The sequence below is a fragment of the Stutzerimonas tarimensis genome (genome assembly GCF_042648805.1).
GTDB classification, from domain to species: domain Bacteria; phylum Pseudomonadota; class Gammaproteobacteria; order Pseudomonadales; family Pseudomonadaceae; genus Azomonas; species Azomonas tarimensis.
In genome coordinates this window covers 19639-39517 of the sequence record NZ_JBHRXZ010000002.1, presented here as the reverse complement: position 1 = coordinate 39517, position 19879 = coordinate 19639, and the positions used below count along the sequence as shown (strand labels likewise).

At 65.4% G+C, this 19879-nt stretch carries 21 protein-coding genes; 6 read left to right on the top strand and 15 right to left on the bottom strand.

From position 1 onward, the window contains the following. The first annotated feature begins 74 nt into the window (after positions 1-74). Complete coding sequence (locus ACFOMF_RS01065) at positions 75-320, top strand: hypothetical protein (protein WP_386360370.1); 246 nt, start codon at positions 75-77, stop codon at positions 318-320. 166 nt (positions 321-486) lie between these two features. On the opposite strand, the gene ACFOMF_RS01060 is transcribed toward ACFOMF_RS01065, so the two are convergent. From ACFOMF_RS01060 to ACFOMF_RS01015, 10 genes are all read right to left on the bottom strand, one after another. Beyond that, positions 487-753, bottom strand: a complete 267-nt coding sequence (locus ACFOMF_RS01060; RefSeq protein ID WP_386360369.1) for a DUF3144 domain-containing protein — start codon at positions 751-753, stop codon at positions 487-489. Between the two features lie 111 nt (positions 754-864). Further along, positions 865-1848, bottom strand: coding sequence for an acrylyl-CoA reductase (NADPH) (acuI, locus tag ACFOMF_RS01055; RefSeq protein WP_386360368.1), 984 nt, complete (start codon positions 1846-1848; stop codon positions 865-867). A 42-nt stretch (positions 1849-1890) separates the two neighbouring features. After that, on the bottom strand, positions 1891-2889 hold the full coding sequence (locus ACFOMF_RS01050) for a 2-hydroxyacid dehydrogenase (RefSeq protein WP_386360366.1): 999 nt from the start codon (positions 2887-2889) through the stop codon (positions 1891-1893). Between the two features lie 33 nt (positions 2890-2922). Beyond that, positions 2923-3780, bottom strand: a complete 858-nt coding sequence (locus ACFOMF_RS01045) for a CAP domain-containing protein (protein WP_386360364.1) — start codon at positions 3778-3780, stop codon at positions 2923-2925. A gap of 71 nt (positions 3781-3851) precedes the next feature. After that, entirely contained in the window at positions 3852-4631 is a 780-nt protein-coding gene (locus ACFOMF_RS01040; RefSeq protein ID WP_386360362.1) for an alpha/beta hydrolase, read from the bottom strand. A 33-nt stretch (positions 4632-4664) separates the two neighbouring features. Continuing rightward, positions 4665-5039, bottom strand: coding sequence for a septal ring lytic transglycosylase RlpA family protein (locus tag ACFOMF_RS01035; RefSeq protein WP_386360360.1), 375 nt, complete (start codon positions 5037-5039; stop codon positions 4665-4667). A 14-nt stretch (positions 5040-5053) separates the two neighbouring features. Next, positions 5054-5425 (bottom strand): SpoIIAA family protein, encoded by a 372-nt coding sequence (locus tag ACFOMF_RS01030; protein ID WP_386360358.1) that lies wholly within the window; start codon positions 5423-5425, stop codon positions 5054-5056. Positions 5426-5624: 199 nt separating this feature from the next. Continuing rightward, a complete protein-coding gene (locus ACFOMF_RS01025; RefSeq protein WP_386360356.1) occupies positions 5625-6323 on the bottom strand; it encodes a YebC/PmpR family DNA-binding transcriptional regulator in 699 nt (232 codons plus the stop codon). A 223-nt stretch (positions 6324-6546) separates the two neighbouring features. Continuing rightward, positions 6547-6876, bottom strand: coding sequence for a hypothetical protein (locus ACFOMF_RS01020; protein WP_386360354.1), 330 nt, complete (start codon positions 6874-6876; stop codon positions 6547-6549). A gap of 639 nt (positions 6877-7515) precedes the next feature. Further along, positions 7516-7797, bottom strand: a complete 282-nt coding sequence (locus ACFOMF_RS01015) for a peptidylprolyl isomerase (RefSeq protein ID WP_386360353.1) — start codon at positions 7795-7797, stop codon at positions 7516-7518. A gap of 95 nt (positions 7798-7892) precedes the next feature. Here ACFOMF_RS01015 and ACFOMF_RS01010 point away from each other — a divergent pair, with 95 nt between their 5' ends. Next, positions 7893-8540 carry a DUF2459 domain-containing protein gene (locus tag ACFOMF_RS01010; protein WP_386360352.1) on the top strand — a complete coding sequence of 216 codons (648 nt, stop codon included), beginning with the start codon at positions 7893-7895 and terminating at the stop codon, positions 8538-8540. A 15-nt stretch (positions 8541-8555) separates the two neighbouring features. Here ACFOMF_RS01010 and ACFOMF_RS01005 read toward each other — a convergent pair whose 3' ends face one another. After that, positions 8556-9152, bottom strand: coding sequence for a hypothetical protein (locus ACFOMF_RS01005; RefSeq protein ID WP_386360351.1), 597 nt, complete (start codon positions 9150-9152; stop codon positions 8556-8558). A gap of 289 nt (positions 9153-9441) precedes the next feature. Between ACFOMF_RS01005 and ACFOMF_RS01000 the strand changes: the two genes are divergently transcribed. Together ACFOMF_RS01000 and ACFOMF_RS00995 are read left to right on the top strand one after the other, a co-directional pair. Next, on the top strand, positions 9442-10632 hold the full coding sequence (locus ACFOMF_RS01000; protein WP_386360349.1) for a sugar transporter: 1191 nt from the start codon (positions 9442-9444) through the stop codon (positions 10630-10632). Between the two features lie 96 nt (positions 10633-10728). Next, the gene (locus ACFOMF_RS00995; RefSeq protein WP_386360347.1) at positions 10729-10887 is read left to right on the top strand and encodes a hypothetical protein; all 159 of its coding nucleotides are present in this window, start codon (positions 10729-10731) and stop codon (positions 10885-10887) included. A 30-nt stretch (positions 10888-10917) separates the two neighbouring features. Here ACFOMF_RS00995 and ACFOMF_RS00990 read toward each other — a convergent pair whose 3' ends face one another. Next, complete coding sequence (locus ACFOMF_RS00990) at positions 10918-13356, bottom strand: DEAD/DEAH box helicase (RefSeq protein ID WP_386360345.1); 2439 nt, start codon at positions 13354-13356, stop codon at positions 10918-10920. Between the two features lie 130 nt (positions 13357-13486). After that, on the bottom strand, positions 13487-15475 hold the full coding sequence (locus ACFOMF_RS00985; protein ID WP_386360344.1) for a peptidase U32 family protein: 1989 nt from the start codon (positions 15473-15475) through the stop codon (positions 13487-13489). A 163-nt stretch (positions 15476-15638) separates the two neighbouring features. Between ACFOMF_RS00985 and ACFOMF_RS00980 the strand changes: the two genes are divergently transcribed. After that, entirely contained in the window at positions 15639-16493 is an 855-nt protein-coding gene (locus ACFOMF_RS00980; protein ID WP_386360342.1) for a CAP domain-containing protein, read from the top strand. Positions 16494-16495: 2 nt separating this feature from the next. Here ACFOMF_RS00980 and ACFOMF_RS00975 read toward each other — a convergent pair whose 3' ends face one another. Beyond that, positions 16496-17242, bottom strand: a complete 747-nt coding sequence (locus ACFOMF_RS00975) for an RES family NAD+ phosphorylase (protein WP_386360340.1) — start codon at positions 17240-17242, stop codon at positions 16496-16498. Beyond that, positions 17243-17614, bottom strand: a complete 372-nt coding sequence (locus tag ACFOMF_RS00970; RefSeq protein WP_386360338.1) for an MbcA/ParS/Xre antitoxin family protein — start codon at positions 17612-17614, stop codon at positions 17243-17245. 190 nt (positions 17615-17804) lie between these two features. Here ACFOMF_RS00970 and ACFOMF_RS00965 point away from each other — a divergent pair, with 190 nt between their 5' ends. After that, the gene (locus ACFOMF_RS00965) at positions 17805-19739 is read left to right on the top strand and encodes an alkaline phosphatase D family protein (RefSeq protein WP_386360336.1); all 1935 of its coding nucleotides are present in this window, start codon (positions 17805-17807) and stop codon (positions 19737-19739) included. Positions 19740-19879 lie beyond the last annotated feature (140 nt).

The following is a 19879-nucleotide window of genomic DNA, read 5'->3' as shown; positions in this document are numbered from 1 at the left end:
CGGCTGTCCACCCGCACGAGTTCTCGACCGCCTCCCGTTGTCCATTGGCAAACCATGACACGAAAGGTAACCCAATGGCCCGCAAACATTTCAGCCAGTTCGAAGCGCTTTCTTCTGCCGTGCCTGCCGGCGACGCCTTCGAAGCGGTCATTGCAATAAAGCGCCGCGACACCGACGAGAGCGCCCGCGTCCATCAGGTGGCCAATGGGCAGCGCTATGATCTGGCCTCCGAGGCCGACGCAGCGGCCGAAGCGGCTTTGACCAAGGTGGTCGAGGTCAGCGATGACGGCAATCTGATCTGGGAAAGCGACCTCGGCTGAGAGTTGCCTCCTGGCTTGGGCGGCCACGGTCTATCCCGGAGTCAGGAGGCGTCACCTCACTCAGATCCCTGTTTTGCGCCGATATCGATGAAGGCGTGCCGTTCGTCGGGTCTGCGGGGTAAAGAGGCAGGTCCCGCGCCTCACCTGGGCGGCGAGGCGCAGATGATCAGTGTGCGTTCAGGTGTTGCTCGAGGTTTTCCCGAACCATCTGGTTGAACTGATCGGTGTACCAGGTCTCGGCCTTTTCCTTGTCCAGCGCCAGATCGCCCGAGCGGCAGGCCGCTTCGTGGGCGCTGAAGCGCGCCGCCGCAAAGCGGATCGCGGCGCTGATATGGCCGAGGTCCTTTCCCTGCTCCTCGAGGAGACGGTTGGCGACGGCGATGAACTCGTCGGCCATATCGAGAATTTCCATTTCTGCCGGATTGTTGGACATAGCCAATTCCTCAAGGATCGTGTGTGTATGGTTGGCCGTTTATACGACGATGGGCCACGCAAGTAAACGCTTTGTCCCTTGGCGGTCCCGGCCGATGATCGACCTCATGTCTCAGCGATCGACGTTTACCACCACACGGCCGCGAACCTGCCCATCCAGCAAGCGGCCGGCCGCGTCGATCGCCTCGCTCAGGCCGATTTCCTCGGTGATGGCGTCGAGCTGGGCCAGGTCGAGATCACGCCCCAGGCGCGCCCAGGCCTCGATGCGCTCGTCATAGGGGCGGGTCACGCTGTTGATCCCTAGCAGGCTCACCCCGCGCAGGATGAACGGGGCAACCGTCGCCGGAAGGTCCATCCCTTGGGCCAGGCCGCAGGCGGCCACTGCGCCGTCGCTTTTGGTACCGGCGCAGACATTGGCCAGGGTGTGGCTGCCGACCGAATCGATCGCGGCGGCCCAGCGTTCCTTGCCGAGAGGTCGGCCCGGTTCGGAGAGTTCAGCACGGTCCAGGATGGTGCCTGCGCCGAGCCGCTTGAGGTACTCGGCTTCCTGCGGGCGGCCGGTGGCGGCGATCACCTCGTAGCCGTTGCGCGCCAGCAGGGCGATCGCAAAACTGCCGACACCACCATTGGCACCAGTGACCAGCACCGGCCCCTTTGTGGAATTCAGGCCGTGCCGTTCCAGCGCGAGCAGGCAGAGCATGGCGGTGTAGCCTGCGGTACCGATGGCCATCGCCTGACGTTCGCTGAAGCGCTCGGGAAGCGGAATCAGCCAGTCGCCGTCCAGACGTGCCTTTTGCGCCAGCCCGCCCCAATGGGTTTCGCCCACGCCCCAGCCGTTGAGCACTACCTTGTCGCCCACCCTGTAGGAGGGGTGGCTGCTCTGCTCCACCGTTCCGGCCAGGTCGATACCCGGCACCATGGGGAATTGCCTGACCACCGGGCCCTTACCGGTGATGGCCAGGCCGTCCTTGTAGTTCAGAGTGCTGAAACCGACCCGCACCGTCACGTTGCCTTCGGGCAACCGGGCCTCGTCGAGCTCAGTCAGGCGAGCCAGGTAGCCGCTGTCGTTCTTGTCGATCAGGATGGCGTTGAACATGCAAATCTCCTGTTTAGACCGGTTGTCTTCAAATGGTGGGTATCAGTTGACTGGGCCGTGGTTGCCATCGGGGCGCCAGACCTCGGGGTTGACCAGGTCGCGGGGGCGGTGGCCTTCGAGGGCAGCGATCATGTTCTCCACCGCGCGGTCTGCCATGGCCAGGCGGGTTTCATCAGTGGCCGAGCCTATGTGCGGAAGGGTCAGGGCGTTGGGCAGGGAGAACAGCGGTGACGCGGACAGGGGTTCGCGTTCGTAGACATCCAGCCCCGCGCCGCGAATACGGCCTTGCTCGAGCGCGGCGATCAGCGCCTGCTCGTCCACCACCGGGCCGCGGGAAACGTTGACCAGGATCGCGCTGGGTTTCATCAGCTGGAGCTCGCGCTCGCCGATCAGATGGCGGGTGTTGGCATTCAGCGGAACCACCAGGCAGACGAAATCGGCGTTGGCCAACAGCTCGTCGAGGGGCACGAAGCGCGCGTCGAGCGCATGTTCGAGTTCCGGTTTCGGAGTGTTGCCGCTGTAGAGAATGTTCATCCCGAACCCCAGGCGACCACGGCGCGCCACCGCCGAGCCGATGTTGCCGAGCCCGACGATACCCAGGGTCTTGCCGAACACGTCGCAGCCGAACTGGGCAGCCTCCAGGGTACGGGTCCAGTTGCCGGCCTTTGTCCATGCGTCGAGTTCGGCGATTCGCCGGGCGCTACCGAGGATCAGGGAAAAGGCAAGGTCGGCGGTGCTTTCGGTGAGCACGTCCGGGGTGTTGGTGAGCATGATGCCGCGCTCGGTGAGGTAGCCCAGGTCGTAGTTGTCGTAGCCCACCGAGACACTGGAGACCACCTCGAGCCGCTCGGCCGTGCATAGCTGCTTGCTGCCCAGCTTGCGTCCGGCACCGATCAGTCCGTGGGCCTCGGGCAAGGCCTTTTCGAACTGCGTGTTCAGGTTGCCCAGGGCGGGCGAGGGGATGATGACTTCGTAATGCTCACGCAGGCGATCGGCCATGGCAGGAGTGATGCGGCTGAAGGCAAGGATGGTCTTTTTCATCGGGGTCCGTCTTGTTGTGGTTGGGAAGACCGGCTAGCGCGGCGTGGCGAAGACCTGGGTCCAGTAGATCGCGGCATCGCTCTGGGGCTCCAGCGCATAGGCGGCGCCCATTTCCTGATAGTTCGGGTTCATGATATTAGCGCAATGCCCCGGGCTGGCCAGCCACCCGGAAATCGCCTGGCTTGGCGAGCCCTGGCCGGCGGCGATGTTTTCCCCCACTTGGCGCCAGGTGTAGTCCTCGCGGTTGATCCGGTCGCTCACCTGCGAGCCGTCCCGCCCTTGGTGGCTGAAGTAATTCTTATCGGCCATGTCCCTGCTATGGGCCAGTGCGGCGTTCGCCAGCTGCTCGTTCCAGCGAAGCGGGGGGGCCGCCTCGAAATGCTCGCCGCCGCACCGCCTGGCCGCGCCGCGCGTCTCATTGACCTGGCGCAGGATCTCCTGTCCCGCCTGCTGCCAGTCGCCGAGGCCGTCCTCCAGCAGGGGGCGAGCGAGCACCAGGTGCCAGCTGTTTCCCTCGCGGGAGACGCCGATGTCGGCAAACTGAGGGTCGAGCAGCAATTGGCAATAGTTCTGGTGTAGCGCGCCCATCGTGGCGCTGGCGTCGCGCAGCCCGGACAGCACGACGGCCTGTGCACTGGCGGCTTGGTAATCGATCTCTTGCAGGGCAGCGCGCCAGTCGTCACCGGAGGCAAGACGTAGCCTGGAAAGGTCGTCGTCAGGCACCAGCGGGCCCATGGACTCGACCCTTCGTCCCTCGCACTCGCCTGGCGCCTCGCGGTAGTCGTTGATCAGGGTGATCAGCTCAAGTGATTCATCGGCGTGCGCCGCGCCTGCCTGCAACAGCCCGCAGTAGGCCAGCAGGCAGGCGGTTCGGAAGATTTGCCTGTTCATCGTCGCTCCCTCGCGTTGGGCTCTCTCACTGCTGACCGCGAATCGCCGCCGTCGGTCCCTGCCGACGCGCCTCAGTCCTCCTCCTCAGGGCAGCGCGCGCGGGCCAGCACCTCCGCGTAGGCGTCGCTCATGTGCAGGGTGTTGTGCCCGCGGTCGGGGATCACAGCGAGGCTGGCCAGCCCATCGCTGAAGCGGCCTAGCAGCGCCTCGGTGCTCTGCCGGGGCACGATGCGGTCGTTTTCGGCCGCCACCAGCAAGGTGGGCGCCGCTACGCCTGGCGCGTCCCGCCAGGTGTGATACCTGTCCCTGAGCAGCCAGTGCACCGGGATGAAGGGAAACTGGCGCGCGGCCAATTCTTCGAGGCTGTTGAAGGGGGTAATCAGAATCAGGCGTGACACCTCGCGCTGGGCGGCCACGTGGGTGGCTATCGCGCTGCCCAGGCTACGGCCCATGACCAGCACGCAGCGGTGATCCCCGGCGATCGCATCGAAAAGGCTCAGGGCATCCTGGCGAATGGCGATCTCGCCGGGCGATCCGTCGCTTCCGGCGAAACCCCGGTAGTGCATCAGGTAGAGCGCGTGGTCGGGAAAACTCTCGGCAAAGTCCGGCAGGTTCAGCGAGACATCCTCGGCGTTGCCACCAAAGTAGATCAGCGCATTGGGACCATCGTGAGGCCTCAGGGTGACCATGAGTTCACCCGCGTCGTTGGGCAGCCTCAGCGCGGCTGCCTCGCTGGCAGCGCGCGGCTGGGGGAGGTAGATGAGCGAGCGCTGGAAGACGAAGAGGATCGCCGTGAACAGCAGGTAGATCACCAGGATCAGGCCAGCGAACCAGAAGATACCGCGCGCCATGCTGGCTCCAGGGTCGGATGAGGCTCGTGCCGGTTATCTGATGACTTCGATCTTTACCGGAACGATCCCCTGGCGGGTGTCGGCAATGCGTGCGAAAGCCCCGCGGGACAGGTCGATGATGCGGCCCCTGACGAACGGGCCGCGATCGTTGATGCGCACGGTCACCTGCTTGCCGTTGTCCAGGTTGGTCACCCGCACCTTCGAACCGAAGGGTAGCGAGCGATGCGCGGCGGTCATTGCACGCTGATTGAAGCGCTCGCCGTTGGCTGTCTGGTTGCCGTGGTGCCGGGCGCCGTAGAACGAGGCCTGCCCGGTCTGGGAATACCCTGACGGCCCCTTAGAGGCGCAGCCGGCGAGCAAGGCAAACAGCAGCAACAGGACAAGCGGGAGGCCTCGAGGAGGATGCATGCTTCTCTCTTGGGTCATCTCGGGTGCGCCAGCCAGGCCTCGGCTTCGACTTCCTGCGCATGGGTGAAGGCCTTGATGCTCAGCCCCGGAATCATCGCGCCCTCGATCTCGCTGGCGCGGCGCAGCCAGTCCTGCTCGGCGAGTACCGCCACTCGGTCGAAGCGGCGGATGAAACGCAACAGCCGCGGGATGCGTGCGAGTTCGACGCCGATCGCCCCCAGCGTCGGCAGGTCGAACTCGCCGATCCGGTAGTGCATGACACCGTGCTCTATGCCCTCGGACTTGAACAGTAGATCGTCGAGCGCGGCCTTCATGGCATCACTGTCGAGCTTGCCGGAAAAATTCACGTCGATCCGGTCAGTGCCGCGGCGGGTTACCTCAAACATGGCTGTGTCTCCGTCGGTTCAGGGGCTGGATGCCCGTTACGCTGAGTCTAGGGCCTGTAGAAAAAGTCAGCCGAGCGAAGGTCAAGCAAGGCGAAAAGCGGCGAGAAAGCGGAGTTTACTAGTCGTAAATGAGCATTCCGAGCCGCTTTTCAACGCAGCATGACCGAGCGCAGGCACTTTTCGCTGGCGACGGACGGAGTCAGGCACCAAGGCCGACGTAGACGTTCTGTACATCGTCATGGGCATCGAGCGCTTCGAGAAAGGCTTCAACCTCCTCGAGCTCGGCGGCAGACAGGCTCACCGGGTTCCTGGCCTTGTAGCCGAGCTGCGCCGAATTGACGGTAAAGCCGAATTCAGGGAGCGCGCGGCAGACCGCGTCCAGGTCGGTAGGGTCAGTGTAGAACAGCGTGGCGCCTTCCTCGGCGGGCTCGAAGTCCTGCGCGCCGGCCTCGATGGCCGCCAGTTCGGCATCGGCCTCGCCTTCAGGGCTTGCCTCGATCATGCCCAGATGGTCGAAATCCCAGCTCACCGAACCGGAAGTCCCGAGCTGACCCTTGCGGAACAGCACTCGGATTTCGGCGACGGTACGGTTGAGGTTATCGGTCAGGCATTCGACGATCACCGGCACCCGGTGCGGGGCGAAGCCTTCGTACAGGGTACGCTCGTAATTGACCACCTCGCCGGACAGTCCGGCGCCTTTCCTGATGGCGCGCTCGAGGGTGTCCTTGGGCATCGAGGCCTTTTTCGCCTGGTGCACCGCCAACCGCAGCTTGGGATTCATGTCCGGATCGGCGCCGTTGCGCGCGGCGATCATGATCTCCTTGACCAGCTTGCCAAAGATCTTGCCCCGGGCATTGGCCGCGGCTTCCTTGGGTTTGGCTTTCCATTGGGCGCCCATGTGTCGGTTCTCTCGCGATATCAGTCGACGTCCGGCCGGTCCGGACGTGAAAGCGCCGATTCTAGCCCCTCATGCGGGGTCAGGGCACCCATGCCTTGTCTTCGGCGGCCTGTATCCATGCGAGCAGTTGGAAGCGTCCGTCGGTGCAGCGTTGCGACATGCGGCTATGAAAAAGGCCTCCCGGCAGTGGCGCCGGAAGGCCTTTCGACAGGCGCAAGGGCTGTCAGCAGTAGCGGTCGATAAAGGTCACCTTTGGCGCGCTTTGCGAGGCCAGCCATTGCTGATGCAGCGTCTGGTACAGGCGGCCCATGAAGTCGCGGTCAGCCGCGGCCTTCTTGCCGACGTAGCCGCCGCCCCGACGGTAGGTCCGGAACCGTGCCCGCATGCTCGGGGTGCGCTTGACGAACTCATCCTCGGCGACCTCGGGCGGCAGAGTATCGAGGCGAACTTCGCCCGATTCGCAGACCCAGAGGATGTGGCTATCGTACTTGTCCTTGCGCTGGGCAAAGAGGCGAGCCAGGTCGTCCAGCGTGGGTTGTTTGTTCAGGTTCATAGTGCAGGGCCTCATCCGTTGATCTAACTGATTCGAGAAAAAGTTACGCTGTGGGTTGGGTTGCCCCGTCGAGGCGGTCTCATGGCGCATGAGCCTGAAGACACCGTCGCGGGGTCGGTCGAAAACGACCTGAACCTTTATGTAGCGCTGATCGAAGCGGACTACACGAAGCAGGGCCAGGAGCCTGGCTGATCCGAATCGTGAAGGAGGGAGAAGGGGGCGGACGTCAGTGAGCCGTGGAACTGCTGTACGGCGCATCGTGAAGACGTTTCGCCGGCTTCTCGCCGTCATTCGGGCGATGGGGCCAGTCAAACTCATCAGTCCGCCTTGTGGGCAGTACAGGTGCGAAACGGTTCGGCTGGTTGGCCTGCGCACGTTCCGAATACCCTTTACCAGGGCTCCCTGTTAGGGAAGCGTCTTCATCATGCAAGCGGGAACGGGATGTCGTCAACGGGTTTGTAGTAATTTTTTTGGACTACTACAAAAGTGCTGCTGCAGGCGATGAGGCTGCCCGCTGGCCGCTTGGAAGGCCTGCTGCCGGCGGGTCGGCAATGACGGTGGAAGCGCGTTCCGAGGGATGGATTGCCGAACGCGCCAGGGCCTGGAACGCGGCGCAGGCCAGGCCCTGGAGGGGAAGGATCAGTCCTGGCGGCTGGTCACTTCCACCAGGTGGTAGCCGAACTGGGTCTTCACCGGACCCTGGACTTCGCCCACCGGCGCGCTGAACACGACGGTATCGAATTCCTTGACCATCTGCCCCGGGCCGAACGAGCCGAGGTTGCCGCCGTCCCGGCTGGAGGGGCAGGACGAGTTGTCCTTGGCAACCTGGGCAAAATCGGCGCCGCCTTCGATGGCTGCCTTGAGTTCATTGCACTTGGCTTCGCTGGAAACCAGGATGTGACGGGCGGTGGCCTTGGCCATGATAGATACTCCTGTTTGGACGGACTGCGGAGCCTAACCCATAACCCCGATCAACCGATACGTCCCGCCGGGGCGCCCGAGATGAAAGCGCGGCCATGAAACCAGCCATCCTGTTGCTCACCTTGTCGATGACCGCCGCCTGCAATGGCAAGCCCGAAGCCGTGGTGCCCGGCGGATCGGCCGCCGCGCCGGCGCTGCACAGGGCCTATGTGGTGGACCATGGCCGACACAGCGGTGTGGCTATCGCCGCGTCCGCCGTGCAGGCGGCGATCCCGACGCTGGAGGCGCAGACCGCCGCACCGGCATATTTCGAATTCGGTTGGGGAGATGCCGGCTATTACCCGGCCGAGAAGGGCGGGCTGCGGCTGGCGGTCAACGCGCTGTTCCGGCCGAGTGAGGCGACGCTGCACGTAATGTCACTGCCAATGGAGCCGTCGCGCTACTTCGCGGGCGAGGTGGTGGAAGTCTGCCTCAGCGAACCGCAACTCAAGGCGCTGATCGCCTTCGTCGGCGCCAGCTTTCGTTATGACGCGGAGGGTCGTCCGATCCCTTCGGCAACCGGGCGCTACCCGATCAGCCAGTTCTACGAGGCCAGGGGGCGCTACCACCTGTTCAACACCTCGAACGATTGGACCGCACGGGCGCTGGAGAGCGCCGGATTCGAGCGCTCCCCGCGTTTCAGGCTGACCTCCACTCCGGTGATGCGTCTGGTCCGCGAGCAGGCCCAGCCCTGTCACGGCTGAGCCTGTACCTCGCCCTCAGCGGCTGACCAGCCGGACTCGCCCGGCGCTGTTCTTGCGCGTGGCGGCGGTGCGATTTTCCGCCTGGCCAGGAATGCCGCTCGCCTCGTTCTTGAGGTGCTCCGCCGTGGTCGTATCGGTTTCGGTCACCCCGGTAGTTACCGAACTGGCCTCAGGGTAACCGGTGGTCAATGTCTCGGTGGAGGCGGTCTCCGGCCGGCGGCTGCCATCGCCCCATTCGGCGCTGCGTTCGTCGATGTCGATGGCGCCCTTGTCGATCAGCAACTGCTCGATGCGCTCGATCCCGCTGGCGTCCGGCAGGCTGACGGTGAGGACGGTGGAGCCACGGCGAATCGCCTCGCGGTAGTCCGGATGGTCGTCGGTGTCGCGGCCGAACAGGGTATTGAAGAAATCGCCGACCTGGGCGCCGAGCTTCTCCGCGGCTGATTCCTTGCCCTCGACCGAAACGTCCACCTGGCTGCTGGCGACGGTGTCGGGATTCTTCGAGGCGGAAAGCTGGACGTCGTCGTTCGCCAGACCTTCGGCCAGCAGCGCCTGCTTGGCCTCTGCGGCGTCTTCGTAGCGGTCGAATGCGGCTATGAGGATCTCGGTCATGTCTGCACCTTGCTGTCGGTTGTACCTGGTAAGCATTGGGCGGAGCAGGCCGGCGGATGGTTCCAGAAGGATTGTTGCCAGGTGCCGCGCACCGTTTGTCGTCAAGGCTCGAACGGCTCTGGAAAGCGCATTGTGGGCGCTGTCAGGGCAGGCGTAGAATCCGCGCCGCTCGCCCTTGCCGTGCGTCGCCGCTGCGCTATTGCACGCTTTTCCCACTCCTGCCAGTTCGTTCGCCGGCCTGCCCGTCCAGCGCCGCGTGGGCGTGACGTGGCCGACTGTAGATACCGACATGACTGCCGCTGCGGATGCCCGTCCCGGTAGCTGGCTCAGCGTGATTGCGCTGGCGCTGGCCGCTTTCGTCTTCAACACCACCGAGTTCATCCCGATCGCGCTGCTCAGCGATATCGGCCAGAGTTTCGAGCTGCCTCCGGCGCGGGTCGGGCTGATGCTGACGCTCTACGCCTGGATCGTGGCGCTGATGTCGCTGCCGCTGATGCTGGCTACCCGCAACATGGAACGGCGGCGCCTGCTCGTCGTGCTCTTTGTACTGTTCGTGGCCAGTCATGTCCTCTCCGGCCTCGCCACCAGCTTCGGCATGCTGGTGCTCAGCCGGGTCTGCATCGCCCTGACCCATGCGGTGTTCTGGTCGATCACCGCATCGCTGGCGATACGCGTGGCGCCCGAAGGCAAGAAGGCCCAGGCGCTGAGCCTGCTCGCCACCGGCTGTGCGCTGGCCACGGTGCTGGGCATTCCGCTGGGTCGGGTACTCGGCGAAGCGCTGGGCTGGCGCACGACCTTCCTGGCCATCGGCGTGGTCGCCGGCTTCACCATGCTGTGCCTGATGAAAAGCCTGCCGCGCCTGCCAAGCCAGAACGCCGGTTCGCTCCGCAGTGTGCCAGAGCTGTTTCGCCGGCCGGCCCTGGTCGCGGTATATCTGCTGACTGCACTGATGATCACCGCGCATTTCACCGCCTACAGCTACATCGAGCCCTTCGCGCGTACCGTTGCCCGCCTCGGCAGTGACATGACCACCGGCTTGCTGCTGCTCTTCGGCGGTGCCGGCATCCTGGGTTCGCTGTTGTTCAGCCGCTACGCCAACCGCTACCCGAAGGGCCTGCCGCTGATTGCCATTGCGGTCATCGCCTGCTGCATGTTCCTGCTCCTGCCGGCCGCCAGCGACGCTTCATGGCTGGCGCCGCTGGTGGTGATCTGGGGCATCGCCGGGACTTGCTTCGCCCTGAGCCTGCAGTCGCGTGTGCTGTCGCTGGCCGAGGACGCCACCGACGTGGCCATGGCGCTGTATTCCGGAATCTTCAACATCGGCATTGGCGGCGGGGCATTGCTGGGCAGTCTGGTGACCGACGGGGTTGGCGTCGCCCAGATCGGCATGGCCGGGGGATTGCTGGCGCTCGGCGGGCTGGCGCTCTGTCTGGTCACCACCCTGCGCCTGGCGCGTCCGGTCAGCGCCGGAGCGCTGTAGCGCGGGTCGTCGCCGCGCTCTGAACGTCGCTTGCCAGGCGTCCTCCTACGCTGGACGGGCGCGAACGGCGCCCGCATAGAGAAGACGGAGCCCGAAATGATCGATAAAGACGACCCCCTCAAGGATGGTCTGACCCCGCCGGACTACGACGAATACGGCGACGGCCCCAACCCCGAAAACGCACCGGGTAATGTGCCGGAGCAGTTCGATGACCGGGACGAGGGGGTCAACCCTGGTGAGAGCCCGCTGGGCTGAGGGGCCTCGCCGGCTGATCGGCGCGGACGGCTAGCGCCGCTGCTTCCAGCAGGACTGGCAGAGGCGAAACTCCCGGCTCAATGCCGCCGGCATGGTTTTGCCGCACTGCTGGCACTGCCGGCCCTTGCCCGTTACCCGGCGCTTGTCCGACTGCCGTGGTCGACGCTGGCGGGAGAGTTCCCGGGTGATGGCATCGTTCAGCAGGCGGCGATGGTCTTCGCCCTTTTCCACGTCCGGAAAGTATGCCGGCAGCGTCCGGGCCAGGTGCAGGTAGGTTTCGATCACATGCAGCGAACCTTCCAGGGTGGCCAGGTCCGACTCGATCACCAGTCGCGGCAGCGGCACTGCCTGACCGCCGGCCACGCGCCGGAGCCAGGCCTGGGCGAACTCGCTGGCACGGCTGTCGAGGCCGCCGCGAATCGGCGTGCAGGCAAAGATCCAGCGCAGTGACAGGTCATACGCCGGGTCGTCGATCAGCTCGATCCAGGCCGCCAGTTCGTCCGGCAGCACCGAGACGAAGGCCTCGCCGTAGTTGATGTTGCGGTTGAAGGTCAGCCAGGCGCGCAGCAGGCTCGGCTCGTTCATCAGATGGGAAATGTCGCGCAGATGCTCGATCGAGGGCCGCACCTGAAACTGCGAGAGCGCCACCGGCTCGTCGGGACTGTTGAAAAGGCGCTTGATGGACTTCAGGGTCTGCGGGTCGAGGGTGGTGATGGTGCCGCTTTCATGGTGTCCGAAGCGCCCGGCGCGGCCGCCGATCTGCTTGACCTCCTGGATCTTCAGCTGGCGATTCTGTACCCCGTCGAACTTCTCGTCGGTGTAGAAGCAGAGGGTGTGCGCCGGCAGGTTCAGCCCCATGCCCACCGCATCGGTGGCGACCATCAGATCCGCCTCGCCTTCACGAAAGCGCCGCGCCTGCTCGCGGCGGACTTCCGGCGAGAGGGCGCCATAGACCACCGCCACCTGTTTGCCGGTGGTTTCCAGCAGGCCCTTTAGCTCCAGCACGGTGCGGCGGCTGAAGGCCACCAGCATCGAGCCGGGCTCGAGATGCTTGAGGGTGGTGGCATGGCGCGACACCTCCACTGGAGAAAGGCGCTTGGTGCGCACCACCTTCAGGCGATCCTCGCAGAGTTCGCACAGCGTCCTGAGCGACGGCTCGATCAGCGCCGGGCCGGTCATCAGCAGCTCGGGCGTGTGCGCGGCGACCAGCGCATCGACCCAGGCCCAGCCGCGCTGGGAATCGGCCATCATCTGCACTTCGTCGACCACCACCACGTCCCAGTGCTGATGGCGAAAGCGCGCGAATTCCTCCACGGTGCAGCAGAAGTGGGTGGCGCCTTCACGAATGATCTGCTCTTCGCCAGTGATCAGCGAGCAGGGCACGCCCATGGACTCGATGCGCTCCTGGTTCTCCAGCGCCATCAGCCGCAGCGGTGACAGGTAGATTGCATGCTTGACCGCCACCATCGCCTCGATGGAGCGGTGGGTCTTGCCGCTGTTGGTGGGACCGAGCAGGGCAGTCCACTGGCGGGTCAGATGACGCGCCGGGTACAGCTGGTGGTAGTGGACGAAGCGCGGGTTGTTCTCCAGCAGTACCGCGAAGGCGGCACGCTCGCGATGCTCGTCGCGGGCCTGGCGGACCGCCTTGCGCAGCTTGGCCGGCTCGAGCATGAGCAGCTCGAGCAGACGCTTGTGCCCCAGAGGCTGCAGATCGACCCCTTCGGCGGCGTCCAGCAAGAGCTCGAAGCGGGCCTGGAAGGTCTGGCGATCGCGGGTTTTCCAGGCCTCCACTTCGACTTCGCTCAGCACATGGTCCTGGCCAGCCGGCACGCGCCGCTGGATTTCCAGCGCCAGCGTGCCTTGCTGCAGTCCAACGACATAACGCAGCTCGTGCAAGGCCTCGTTCAGCGCGTCGACCACCCTGGGCAGTGATTCCTCCAGACGCGCAAGCTCCGGCCGCAGGCGGGCCAGGCAGTCCTGGCGCTCCTGTTCGGCGAGGCGCGCCAGCGGCGCTTCGAGTTGTGCCAGGCGGTCACGGACGACCCGCTCCACGCGCTGCTGCACCTGGGGCTCGAAAGCCTCGGCTGAATCGCTGTCGGGAAATGCCAATGCCCAGTCCGGCTCCATCAGGTTTTTCGCCGGGCCACAGTCCACCAGGATTTCGCTGCCGAACAGGTCCACGGGGCATCGGTAGTCGTTGAGGTCGCGGTTGACCAGTCGACCCGCCAGGCTCTTGGGGTCGAGCGCCGGCAGTGCCGAGGCTACCGCCGGCGCCTCGAAGCCGAGCCAGAACAGTTTCGCGGCGCGACCGATCTGCAGGTTCTGGTAGCCGCCGTAGGCGGTAAACCACTTTTCCTGATGGTTCTTCTTTGGTACGAACTCGGCCCAGGTCGCGGATGCCCAGTCGATGAAGCGTTGCAGCCGCTCAAGGCGAATCGCCTTGCGCTGCCGGGATTCTGCCTTTTGCATGAACACTGGACTCCCACTGCGTGAGCAGCGATTGGAACACGAACCCGCGCGAATGACCGACCCCGTGACCGGGCTATGGCCGGTTGAAGGGCGGGACGCGATCAGAGGACCGCTGCTCCGCCTGGGGCGGCTAGCGCCGGATGGTTTTCAGCAGATCCTCGGGGCTGATCTGGCCGACCACGCCGGCCCCGCTGCCGGGCTGGGGCAGGTCGAGGATGTGGCCCTTGATCCTGCCGATCACATGCATCTCGCAGGGCTTGCAGTCGAACTTCAGCGTCAGCACTTCATCGCCCTGGATCAGCTGCATCGGCTCGACCCTGGTGCGCACGCCGGTCACGCCCTTGGCCTGTTTCGGGCAGAGGTTGAAGGAAAAACGCAGGCAGTGCTTGGTGATCATCACCGGCACCTCGCCGGTTTCCTCGTGGGCCTCGTAGGCGGCGTCGATCAGCTGTACCCCATGGCGGTGGTAGAAGGCCCGGGCTTTCTCGTTGTAGACGTTGGCGAGAAACGACAGGTGCGATTCCGGATACGTCGGCGGTGGATCACTCTCGGGCTTGCGATAGCTTCGCGGGTGGGCGGCCACGCGCGCGGCCGTCAGCGCCTCGACCGCCTCCCGGCGCAATGCCTTGAGCTGCGAATTGGGAATGAAGAACGCCTGCGGTGCGTCCAGCTCGACGGCCTCGGCGTGATAGATCGTGGTGCCCAGCTGAGCCAGCAGATCGCCTAGCTGCTCCAGCGCCTGCTCGGGCTTTTTCGCCTCGCCGAAGGGCCCGTCCAGGCGCACGCTGGCGCTCGCGCCGTCCTCGCTGGAGGCGGTCAGTTCCAGCGTCGCTTCGCTCAGGCGCGCCTGCCAGCGCAGGCCGATGCGCCGCTCGGCGGAGGTCTTCTGCAGCGCCTGCTGCCAGTTGTGGTCGAGGTTGCGATTGAGCGGGTGGTTCGGGCGCAGCTTGGCGAGCGCGGCCGGCATCTCGTTGGGTTCGATGCGGTATTCGAAGCGCGGCTGGCCATCTTCCTCGAACTGCGCGAGCGCCTTCACCACGCTGGCGCGAAAGCCGACGACCTCGCGCTTGACCAGCACGTTCAGTCCGTCGCCGTTGGACAAGGGCTCTTGGGTGCGTGCAATCAGGTCGCGCTTGCCCACCTTGAGCACCTCGCCCACCGGCAGGCCGGTGAAGGTCGGCGAGTCGAAGGCGCCGATGTCCGCCTTGCGCTCGCTGACGAAGTAGTCGGTGCTGCCGCGGTGGAAGGTCTTGTCCGGGTCCGGCACGAAGAAGTGCTGGGTGCGTCCGCTGGAGGCGCGCGCAAGGTCTGGGCGCTCTTCGAGGATTTCGTCGAGGCGCTGGCGGTAATAGGCGGTGATGTTCTTCACATAGCCCATGTCCTTGTAGCGGCCCTCGATCTTGAAGGAGCGCACCCCAGCGTCGATCAGCGCGCGCAGGTTGGCGCTCTGGTTGTTGTCCTTCATCGACAGCAGGTGCTTCTCGAAGGCCACCACGCGGCCCTGGTCGTCCTTCAGGGTGAAGGGCAGGCGGCAGGCCTGCGAGCAGTCGCCGCGGTTGGCGCTGCGCCCGGTCTGCGCATGGGAGATGTTGCATTGCCCGGAGAAGGCCACGCACAGCGCGCCGTGGATGAAGAACTCGATGGCCGCGTCGGTGGCATCGCTGATGGCGCGGATTTCCTTGAGATTGAGCTCGCGCGCCAGCACCAGCTGCGAGAACCCGGCCTGATCGAGAAACCTGGCCCGCTCCAGCGTGCGGATATCGGTCTGGGTACTGGCGTGCAGCTCGATGGGTGGGATATCCAATTCAAGGATGCCCAGGTCCTGGATGATCAGCGCGTCGACGCCCGCGTCGTAGAACTGACCGATCAGCCGGCGCGCCGGCTCCAGTTCATCGTCGTGCAGGATGGTGTTGAGGGTGACGAATACCCGCGCGTGGTACTGGTGGGCAAACTTCACCAGCTCGGCGATCTCCCCCACCTCGTTGCAGGCGTTGTGCCGTGCGCCGAAGCTCGGGCCTCCGATATAGACGGCATCCGCGCCATGCAGGATGGCCTCGCGGGCGATGGCGACATCACGGGCGGGGGCGAGCAGTTCCAGATGGTGCTTGGGTAATGACATGGCGCGGGCGTCGGGTATCAGGACAGGGCGGTCATTGTAATGGCTTGCCCGGTAATGTCAGCGGTCCTCTGGTCTGCCGGTCGTTTCGACTTGCCTCTGTCCCGGCTTTTACCCGCCTGCCCGGCGCGCCTAGAATCAGCAGAGACAACGGTGGGAGACGTACATGGATGGTGGGGCAGTGCAAGTGAAGGGCGTGGCGCTTGCGTTGGCTCTGGGGTTGGTGACCGGAGCCAGTAACGCGGCCGAGGAAGGACAGCTGGCCGAGGCCATCAATGCCTATCGTGGCCAGCTGCAGAGTTGCCGGGACGCCGTCGGCGGAGAGCTGCCACCGCTGGCGTCCGACTCCCGACTGATGCTTCCGGCCGATGGCGCGGGGGATCTGCAGGAGTCGCTGGCCGAGGCGGGCTACCTGATGGCGCAGGTCCGTGCGATCAGCCTGTCGGGCCCGCGTGATGCCCAGGCGGCGATGGGCGTCTTGCAGGAAAGCTTCTGCCAGGTGCTGCTCGACCCGCGTTTCGTCGACCTTGGCGTCAGCCGGGCAGGGCGGGACTGGCGGATCGTGCTGGCGCGGCCGCTGCTGAGCCGTGGCCTCGGCGACTGGCAAGGCGAAGGCCAGCGCTTGCTGGACGAGGTCAATGCGGCGCGGCGTCAGGCGCGCCAGTGTGGTGAACAGGCCTTTGCTGCCGCGCCGCCGCTCAGCTGGAATCCGGCCCTGGCGATGGCGGCGGAGGCCCACAGCCGCGCCATGGCCAACGGCAATTTCTACAGCCATCTCGACCGTGACGGCCGTATCCCGGGTGACCGAGCCGACCTGGCTGGCTTCATCGGCGGGCAGGTGGCGCAAAACATCGCCGCTGCACGGGACCGGGCACCCTCGGTAGTCGCTGCCTGGTTGGCAACGCCAGGTGATTGCGCCCGCCTGATGAACCCGGCCTCCGGCGCCTTCGGCGGTGCCTATGCGGTCGATCCGCAGAGCGATGCAGGAATCTACTGGACAGCGCTGTTTGGCGAGTCGTGACCCTAAGCCGGCAGCGGCAATTCGCCGTCTACCAGAAAGGCTTCCAGGGCATAGCTCAGCACCTCCCGTGAGCCGACCTGCTTGAACGACACCTCCCGAGCGGTGGTTTCACAGAGCCACTGAGCCTTGTCCAGAGGCGCTCTGGAGGTGAAGGCTTCGGCGCTGAACAGCGCCGCGCAGAGCCCGCCGGCCGGGTCCCGGGCGGATCGGTATTCGAATGCCTGGACCCCGGCTTCGCGCATGGCCGTGCCGAGCGCCTGGCAGGCGGTGTAGTGACGGGGGTGGGTCAGCTCCGCCAGGTGCAGATGGAAGGAAGCGTCTTGCAGGCGGACCCCGTGTGGCGTCCTGTAGCCGACCGAGAACAGCGTGTGCTCGGTGCGCATGTGCGCCTTGATCGGCTCGCCATCCATCGAGAACCAGAACACCAGCCGGTAGAACGCCGACTCGGCCAGGGTCGTCGCCACCGAGCCGCCACCATAGAACAGGCTCGGCTCATGCACCCGGCCGAACCTTGAACCCCATTTCAGCGGCGGATAGCGAAAGGGCGTCCTCAATAGAAAGTGCAGCCCCTCATGGGCATCGCGATAGTCCGGCTTGGCGGCTTCGAGCATCTCCTCCAGCAGCGCCTGCTCCTCAAGCGTGTCGACATAGCTCAGCGTGGCGATCTGCTCCTGGCTCTCGACCAGACGAAACATGAGTCCCTCGATCGGCCCGATCCGCTCGGGGCCACGGCACTGCTCCCAGATCATTCACACTTTGCCTCGGGACGCATCGACAAACTGCAGCACGCTCATCAGCCCCTGGATGGTTTCGATCTGCTCCACCGGCACGCCACCGGTGACCTTGTTCGGGGTGCGCATGAAGTGCTGCATCCAGTCCCGGTCGCCGCCGGTCAGGGCAAACAGGGCGCGGGCCATGCGAATGAGCAGCAGGGCCAGCTCGCCGGTCTTGGAGTCGGGCGCCAGCGAAGGCTGGCTCTTCAGGCGACTGACCGCGGTGCGATGGACGCCCAGTACCGCCGCCAGCTCGGCCTGCTTCAACCCGAGCTGCTCAGCGGCGCGCAGCACGGCCTTGGCGAGTACGGCTTCCGGGGTAGGGCGGGATTGTTCCAGGGCGGACATGGCGGCCTCCATCTGTGCTGTATGCACAAATTATAGGCTTAATGTGCTCCGTAAACAATTTTTCCGAAGGGGCGGGGAAGACTGGCCCATTCAATGGTCCGGACGGATGCAAGTGCCAACGCCTGACTGCGGAGCGATAGGCCATCGATACTGTCACAATGGCGATTGCTCACCTTCACTGCGAATTCCCTTGTCCGACACCGCCGCCTCTGCCGATCCCTTGCCGCCCGTCATTGCCGGCCCGCTGTTGCGCCGGGTCGAGCCCGGGCGGCTGGTGTTCTGGCTGGTGGGGACGCGCCCGTTGGTACTGTCGCTGCAACTGGAGAGCGACGCCCAGGGGGCGCAGAGCCTGCGACTGGACGAGGCGTCATGCCGCACCCTGCGTCTCGGCAATCATGCCGTGCTGCACCTGATCGATGTGCGGCTCGACACACCGCTGCCCTGCGACTGCCTGATCCGCTACGACTTGCGCTTGCACCCGAGCCGGGACGAAGCCGGGAGCGCCGCCGAGCAGGGCATTGCCGAGTGGGCGCCGCACCTGCTGTATCCGGGCGAGTCGCGACCCGCCTTCGTCGTCAAGTCCAGGCTGGACCGGGTACTGCACGGTTCCTGCCGCAAGCCTCATTACCCGGCGGCGGACGGGTTGCTGTGCGTCGATGCGCTGCTGGAAAAGGAGCGGGACCAACCGCAGCGTCGGCCAGCCGTTCTGCTGATGACCGGCGACCAGGTCTATGCCGACGACGTGGCGGGCCCGATGCTGGTGGCCGTCCATGCGCTGATCCACCGGCTCGGGCTCTATGGGGAACGGCTCGAAGGCGCAGTGGTGGAGGACAGCGAGGCGCTGTTCGCCCATCCCGCCAGCTATTACCACCGCGAGGCGCTGCTGCCGGCGTTCAAGTCCAACGAAGCCCTGCGCGAACGTTTTTTCGGCGGGGTGGAAAAGCCGATCTTCACCACGGCCCATGGGCAGAATCACCTGATCACCCTGGCAGAAGTCTTCGCTCAATACCTACTGGTGTGGTCGCCGGTGCCCTGGTCGCTGATCCAGCCGGTCATGCCCGGCCTCGATGACGCCCAGGCCCGGCGCTACCGTGAGGAAGACGCCTGCCTGCAGCCCTTCTGCCAGGGCTTGCCCAGGGTCGCCCGGGCGCTGGCCCAGGTGCCCTCGTTGATGATCTTCGACGACCACGACATCACCGATGACTGGAACCTCTCGGCGCGCTGGGAACAGACCGCCTACGGCCATCCGCTGTCGCGGCGGATCATCGGCAACGCGCTGATCGGCTACTTGCTGGGTCAGGCGTGGGGCAACGAACCCGAGCGTTTCCAGGGGGTGATCGAGCAGACCTGCCAACTGCTGGCATCGGTGCGGGACGGCCAACTCGACGGCGGCGGCCAGGATCGGCTGATCGACGATTTGCGTCGCTTCGACGGCTGGGGCTACCAGTTGCCCACCGATCCACCGCTGGTGGTGCTCGACACACGCACCCGGCGCTGGCGCAGCGAGCGCAACCTCAGCCGGCCGTCGGGCCTGATGGACTGGGAGGCGCTCAGCGAACTGCAGCAGCAGATCCTCGACCGTCCGGCGGTACTCATCGTCTCGCCGGCGCCGATGTTCGGCGTCAAGCTGATCGAGGCGGTGCAGCGGGTGTTCAGCTGGGTCGGACAACCGCTGCTGGTGGATGCCGAGAACTGGATGGCCCATCGCGGCGCTGCCCACGTAATGATGAACATCTTTCGTCATTCGCGTACGCCGGGTAACTACGTGATCCTTTCAGGCGATGTGCATTATTCCTTCGTCTACGAGGTGCACATCCGCGCCCGCGACGGTGGGCCACGGATCTGGCAGATCACCAGCAGTGGGGTGAAGAACGAATTCCCGCGCCGGCTGCTGAACCTGTTCGATCGCCTCAACCGCTGGCTGTATGCGCCACGCTCGCCGCTGAACGGGCTGACCAAGCGTCGCCGGCTGGAAATCGTGCCGCGCATCCCCGACCGCAGCCACTCTGGCGAGCGCCTGTGGAACGGCGCTGGCATCGGCCTGCTGGTGCTCGACGCACAGGGCCGGCCCCGGGAGATCTACCAGCTCAATGCCGACGGTTCGCCGCCGACCACGTTTCCATAGATGGGCTGAAAAGCGCTTGGGCCGAGCGCCGGCACGGGCGGCAGGCTGGAGCCATAGGGTGTGGTGCGATGGGAACTCGCGATCCGGAAACCACGCCTCAGGGTGTATCCTTGCCGACCCGTTCCGACAGGCAGAAGCAC

Bases quoted from the DNA above. Each gene is read 5' to 3' on its own strand.
- ACFOMF_RS00985 (WP_386360344.1), bottom strand. From the start codon at position 15,475: ATGTCATTACCCAAGCACCATCTGGAACTGCTCGCCCCCGCCCGTGAT.
- ACFOMF_RS01010 (WP_386360352.1), top strand. From the start codon at position 7,893: ATGAAACCAGCCATCCTGTTGCTCACCTTGTCGATGACCGCCGCCTGC.
- ACFOMF_RS01005 (WP_386360351.1), bottom strand. From the start codon at position 9,152: ATGACCGAGATCCTCATAGCCGCATTCGACCGCTACGAAGACGCCGCA.
- ACFOMF_RS01060 (WP_386360369.1), bottom strand. From the start codon at position 753: ATGTCCAACAATCCGGCAGAAATGGAAATTCTCGATATGGCCGACGAG.
- ACFOMF_RS01015 (WP_386360353.1), bottom strand. From the start codon at position 7,797: ATGGCCAAGGCCACCGCCCGTCACATCCTGGTTTCCAGCGAAGCCAAG.
- ACFOMF_RS00995 (WP_386360347.1), top strand. From the start codon at position 10,729: ATGATCGATAAAGACGACCCCCTCAAGGATGGTCTGACCCCGCCGGAC.
- acuI (WP_386360368.1), bottom strand. From the start codon at position 1,848: ATGTTCAACGCCATCCTGATCGACAAGAACGACAGCGGCTACCTGGCT.
- ACFOMF_RS01025 (WP_386360356.1), bottom strand. From the start codon at position 6,323: ATGGGCGCCCAATGGAAAGCCAAACCCAAGGAAGCCGCGGCCAATGCC.
- ACFOMF_RS01000 (WP_386360349.1), top strand. From the start codon at position 9,442: ATGACTGCCGCTGCGGATGCCCGTCCCGGTAGCTGGCTCAGCGTGATT.
- ACFOMF_RS01030 (WP_386360358.1), bottom strand. From the start codon at position 5,425: ATGTTTGAGGTAACCCGCCGCGGCACTGACCGGATCGACGTGAATTTT.
- ACFOMF_RS01020 (WP_386360354.1), bottom strand. From the start codon at position 6,876: ATGAACCTGAACAAACAACCCACGCTGGACGACCTGGCTCGCCTCTTT.
- ACFOMF_RS00990 (WP_386360345.1), bottom strand. From the start codon at position 13,356: ATGCAAAAGGCAGAATCCCGGCAGCGCAAGGCGATTCGCCTTGAGCGG.
- ACFOMF_RS01050 (WP_386360366.1), bottom strand. From the start codon at position 2,889: ATGAAAAAGACCATCCTTGCCTTCAGCCGCATCACTCCTGCCATGGCC.
- ACFOMF_RS01065 (WP_386360370.1), top strand. From the start codon at position 75: ATGGCCCGCAAACATTTCAGCCAGTTCGAAGCGCTTTCTTCTGCCGTG.
- ACFOMF_RS01035 (WP_386360360.1), bottom strand. From the start codon at position 5,039: ATGCATCCTCCTCGAGGCCTCCCGCTTGTCCTGTTGCTGCTGTTTGCC.
- ACFOMF_RS00980 (WP_386360342.1), top strand. From the start codon at position 15,639: ATGGATGGTGGGGCAGTGCAAGTGAAGGGCGTGGCGCTTGCGTTGGCT.
- ACFOMF_RS00975 (WP_386360340.1), bottom strand. From the start codon at position 17,242: ATGATCTGGGAGCAGTGCCGTGGCCCCGAGCGGATCGGGCCGATCGAG.
- ACFOMF_RS01040 (WP_386360362.1), bottom strand. From the start codon at position 4,631: ATGGCGCGCGGTATCTTCTGGTTCGCTGGCCTGATCCTGGTGATCTAC.
- ACFOMF_RS00970 (WP_386360338.1), bottom strand. From the start codon at position 17,614: ATGTCCGCCCTGGAACAATCCCGCCCTACCCCGGAAGCCGTACTCGCC.
- ACFOMF_RS01045 (WP_386360364.1), bottom strand. From the start codon at position 3,780: ATGAACAGGCAAATCTTCCGAACCGCCTGCCTGCTGGCCTACTGCGGG.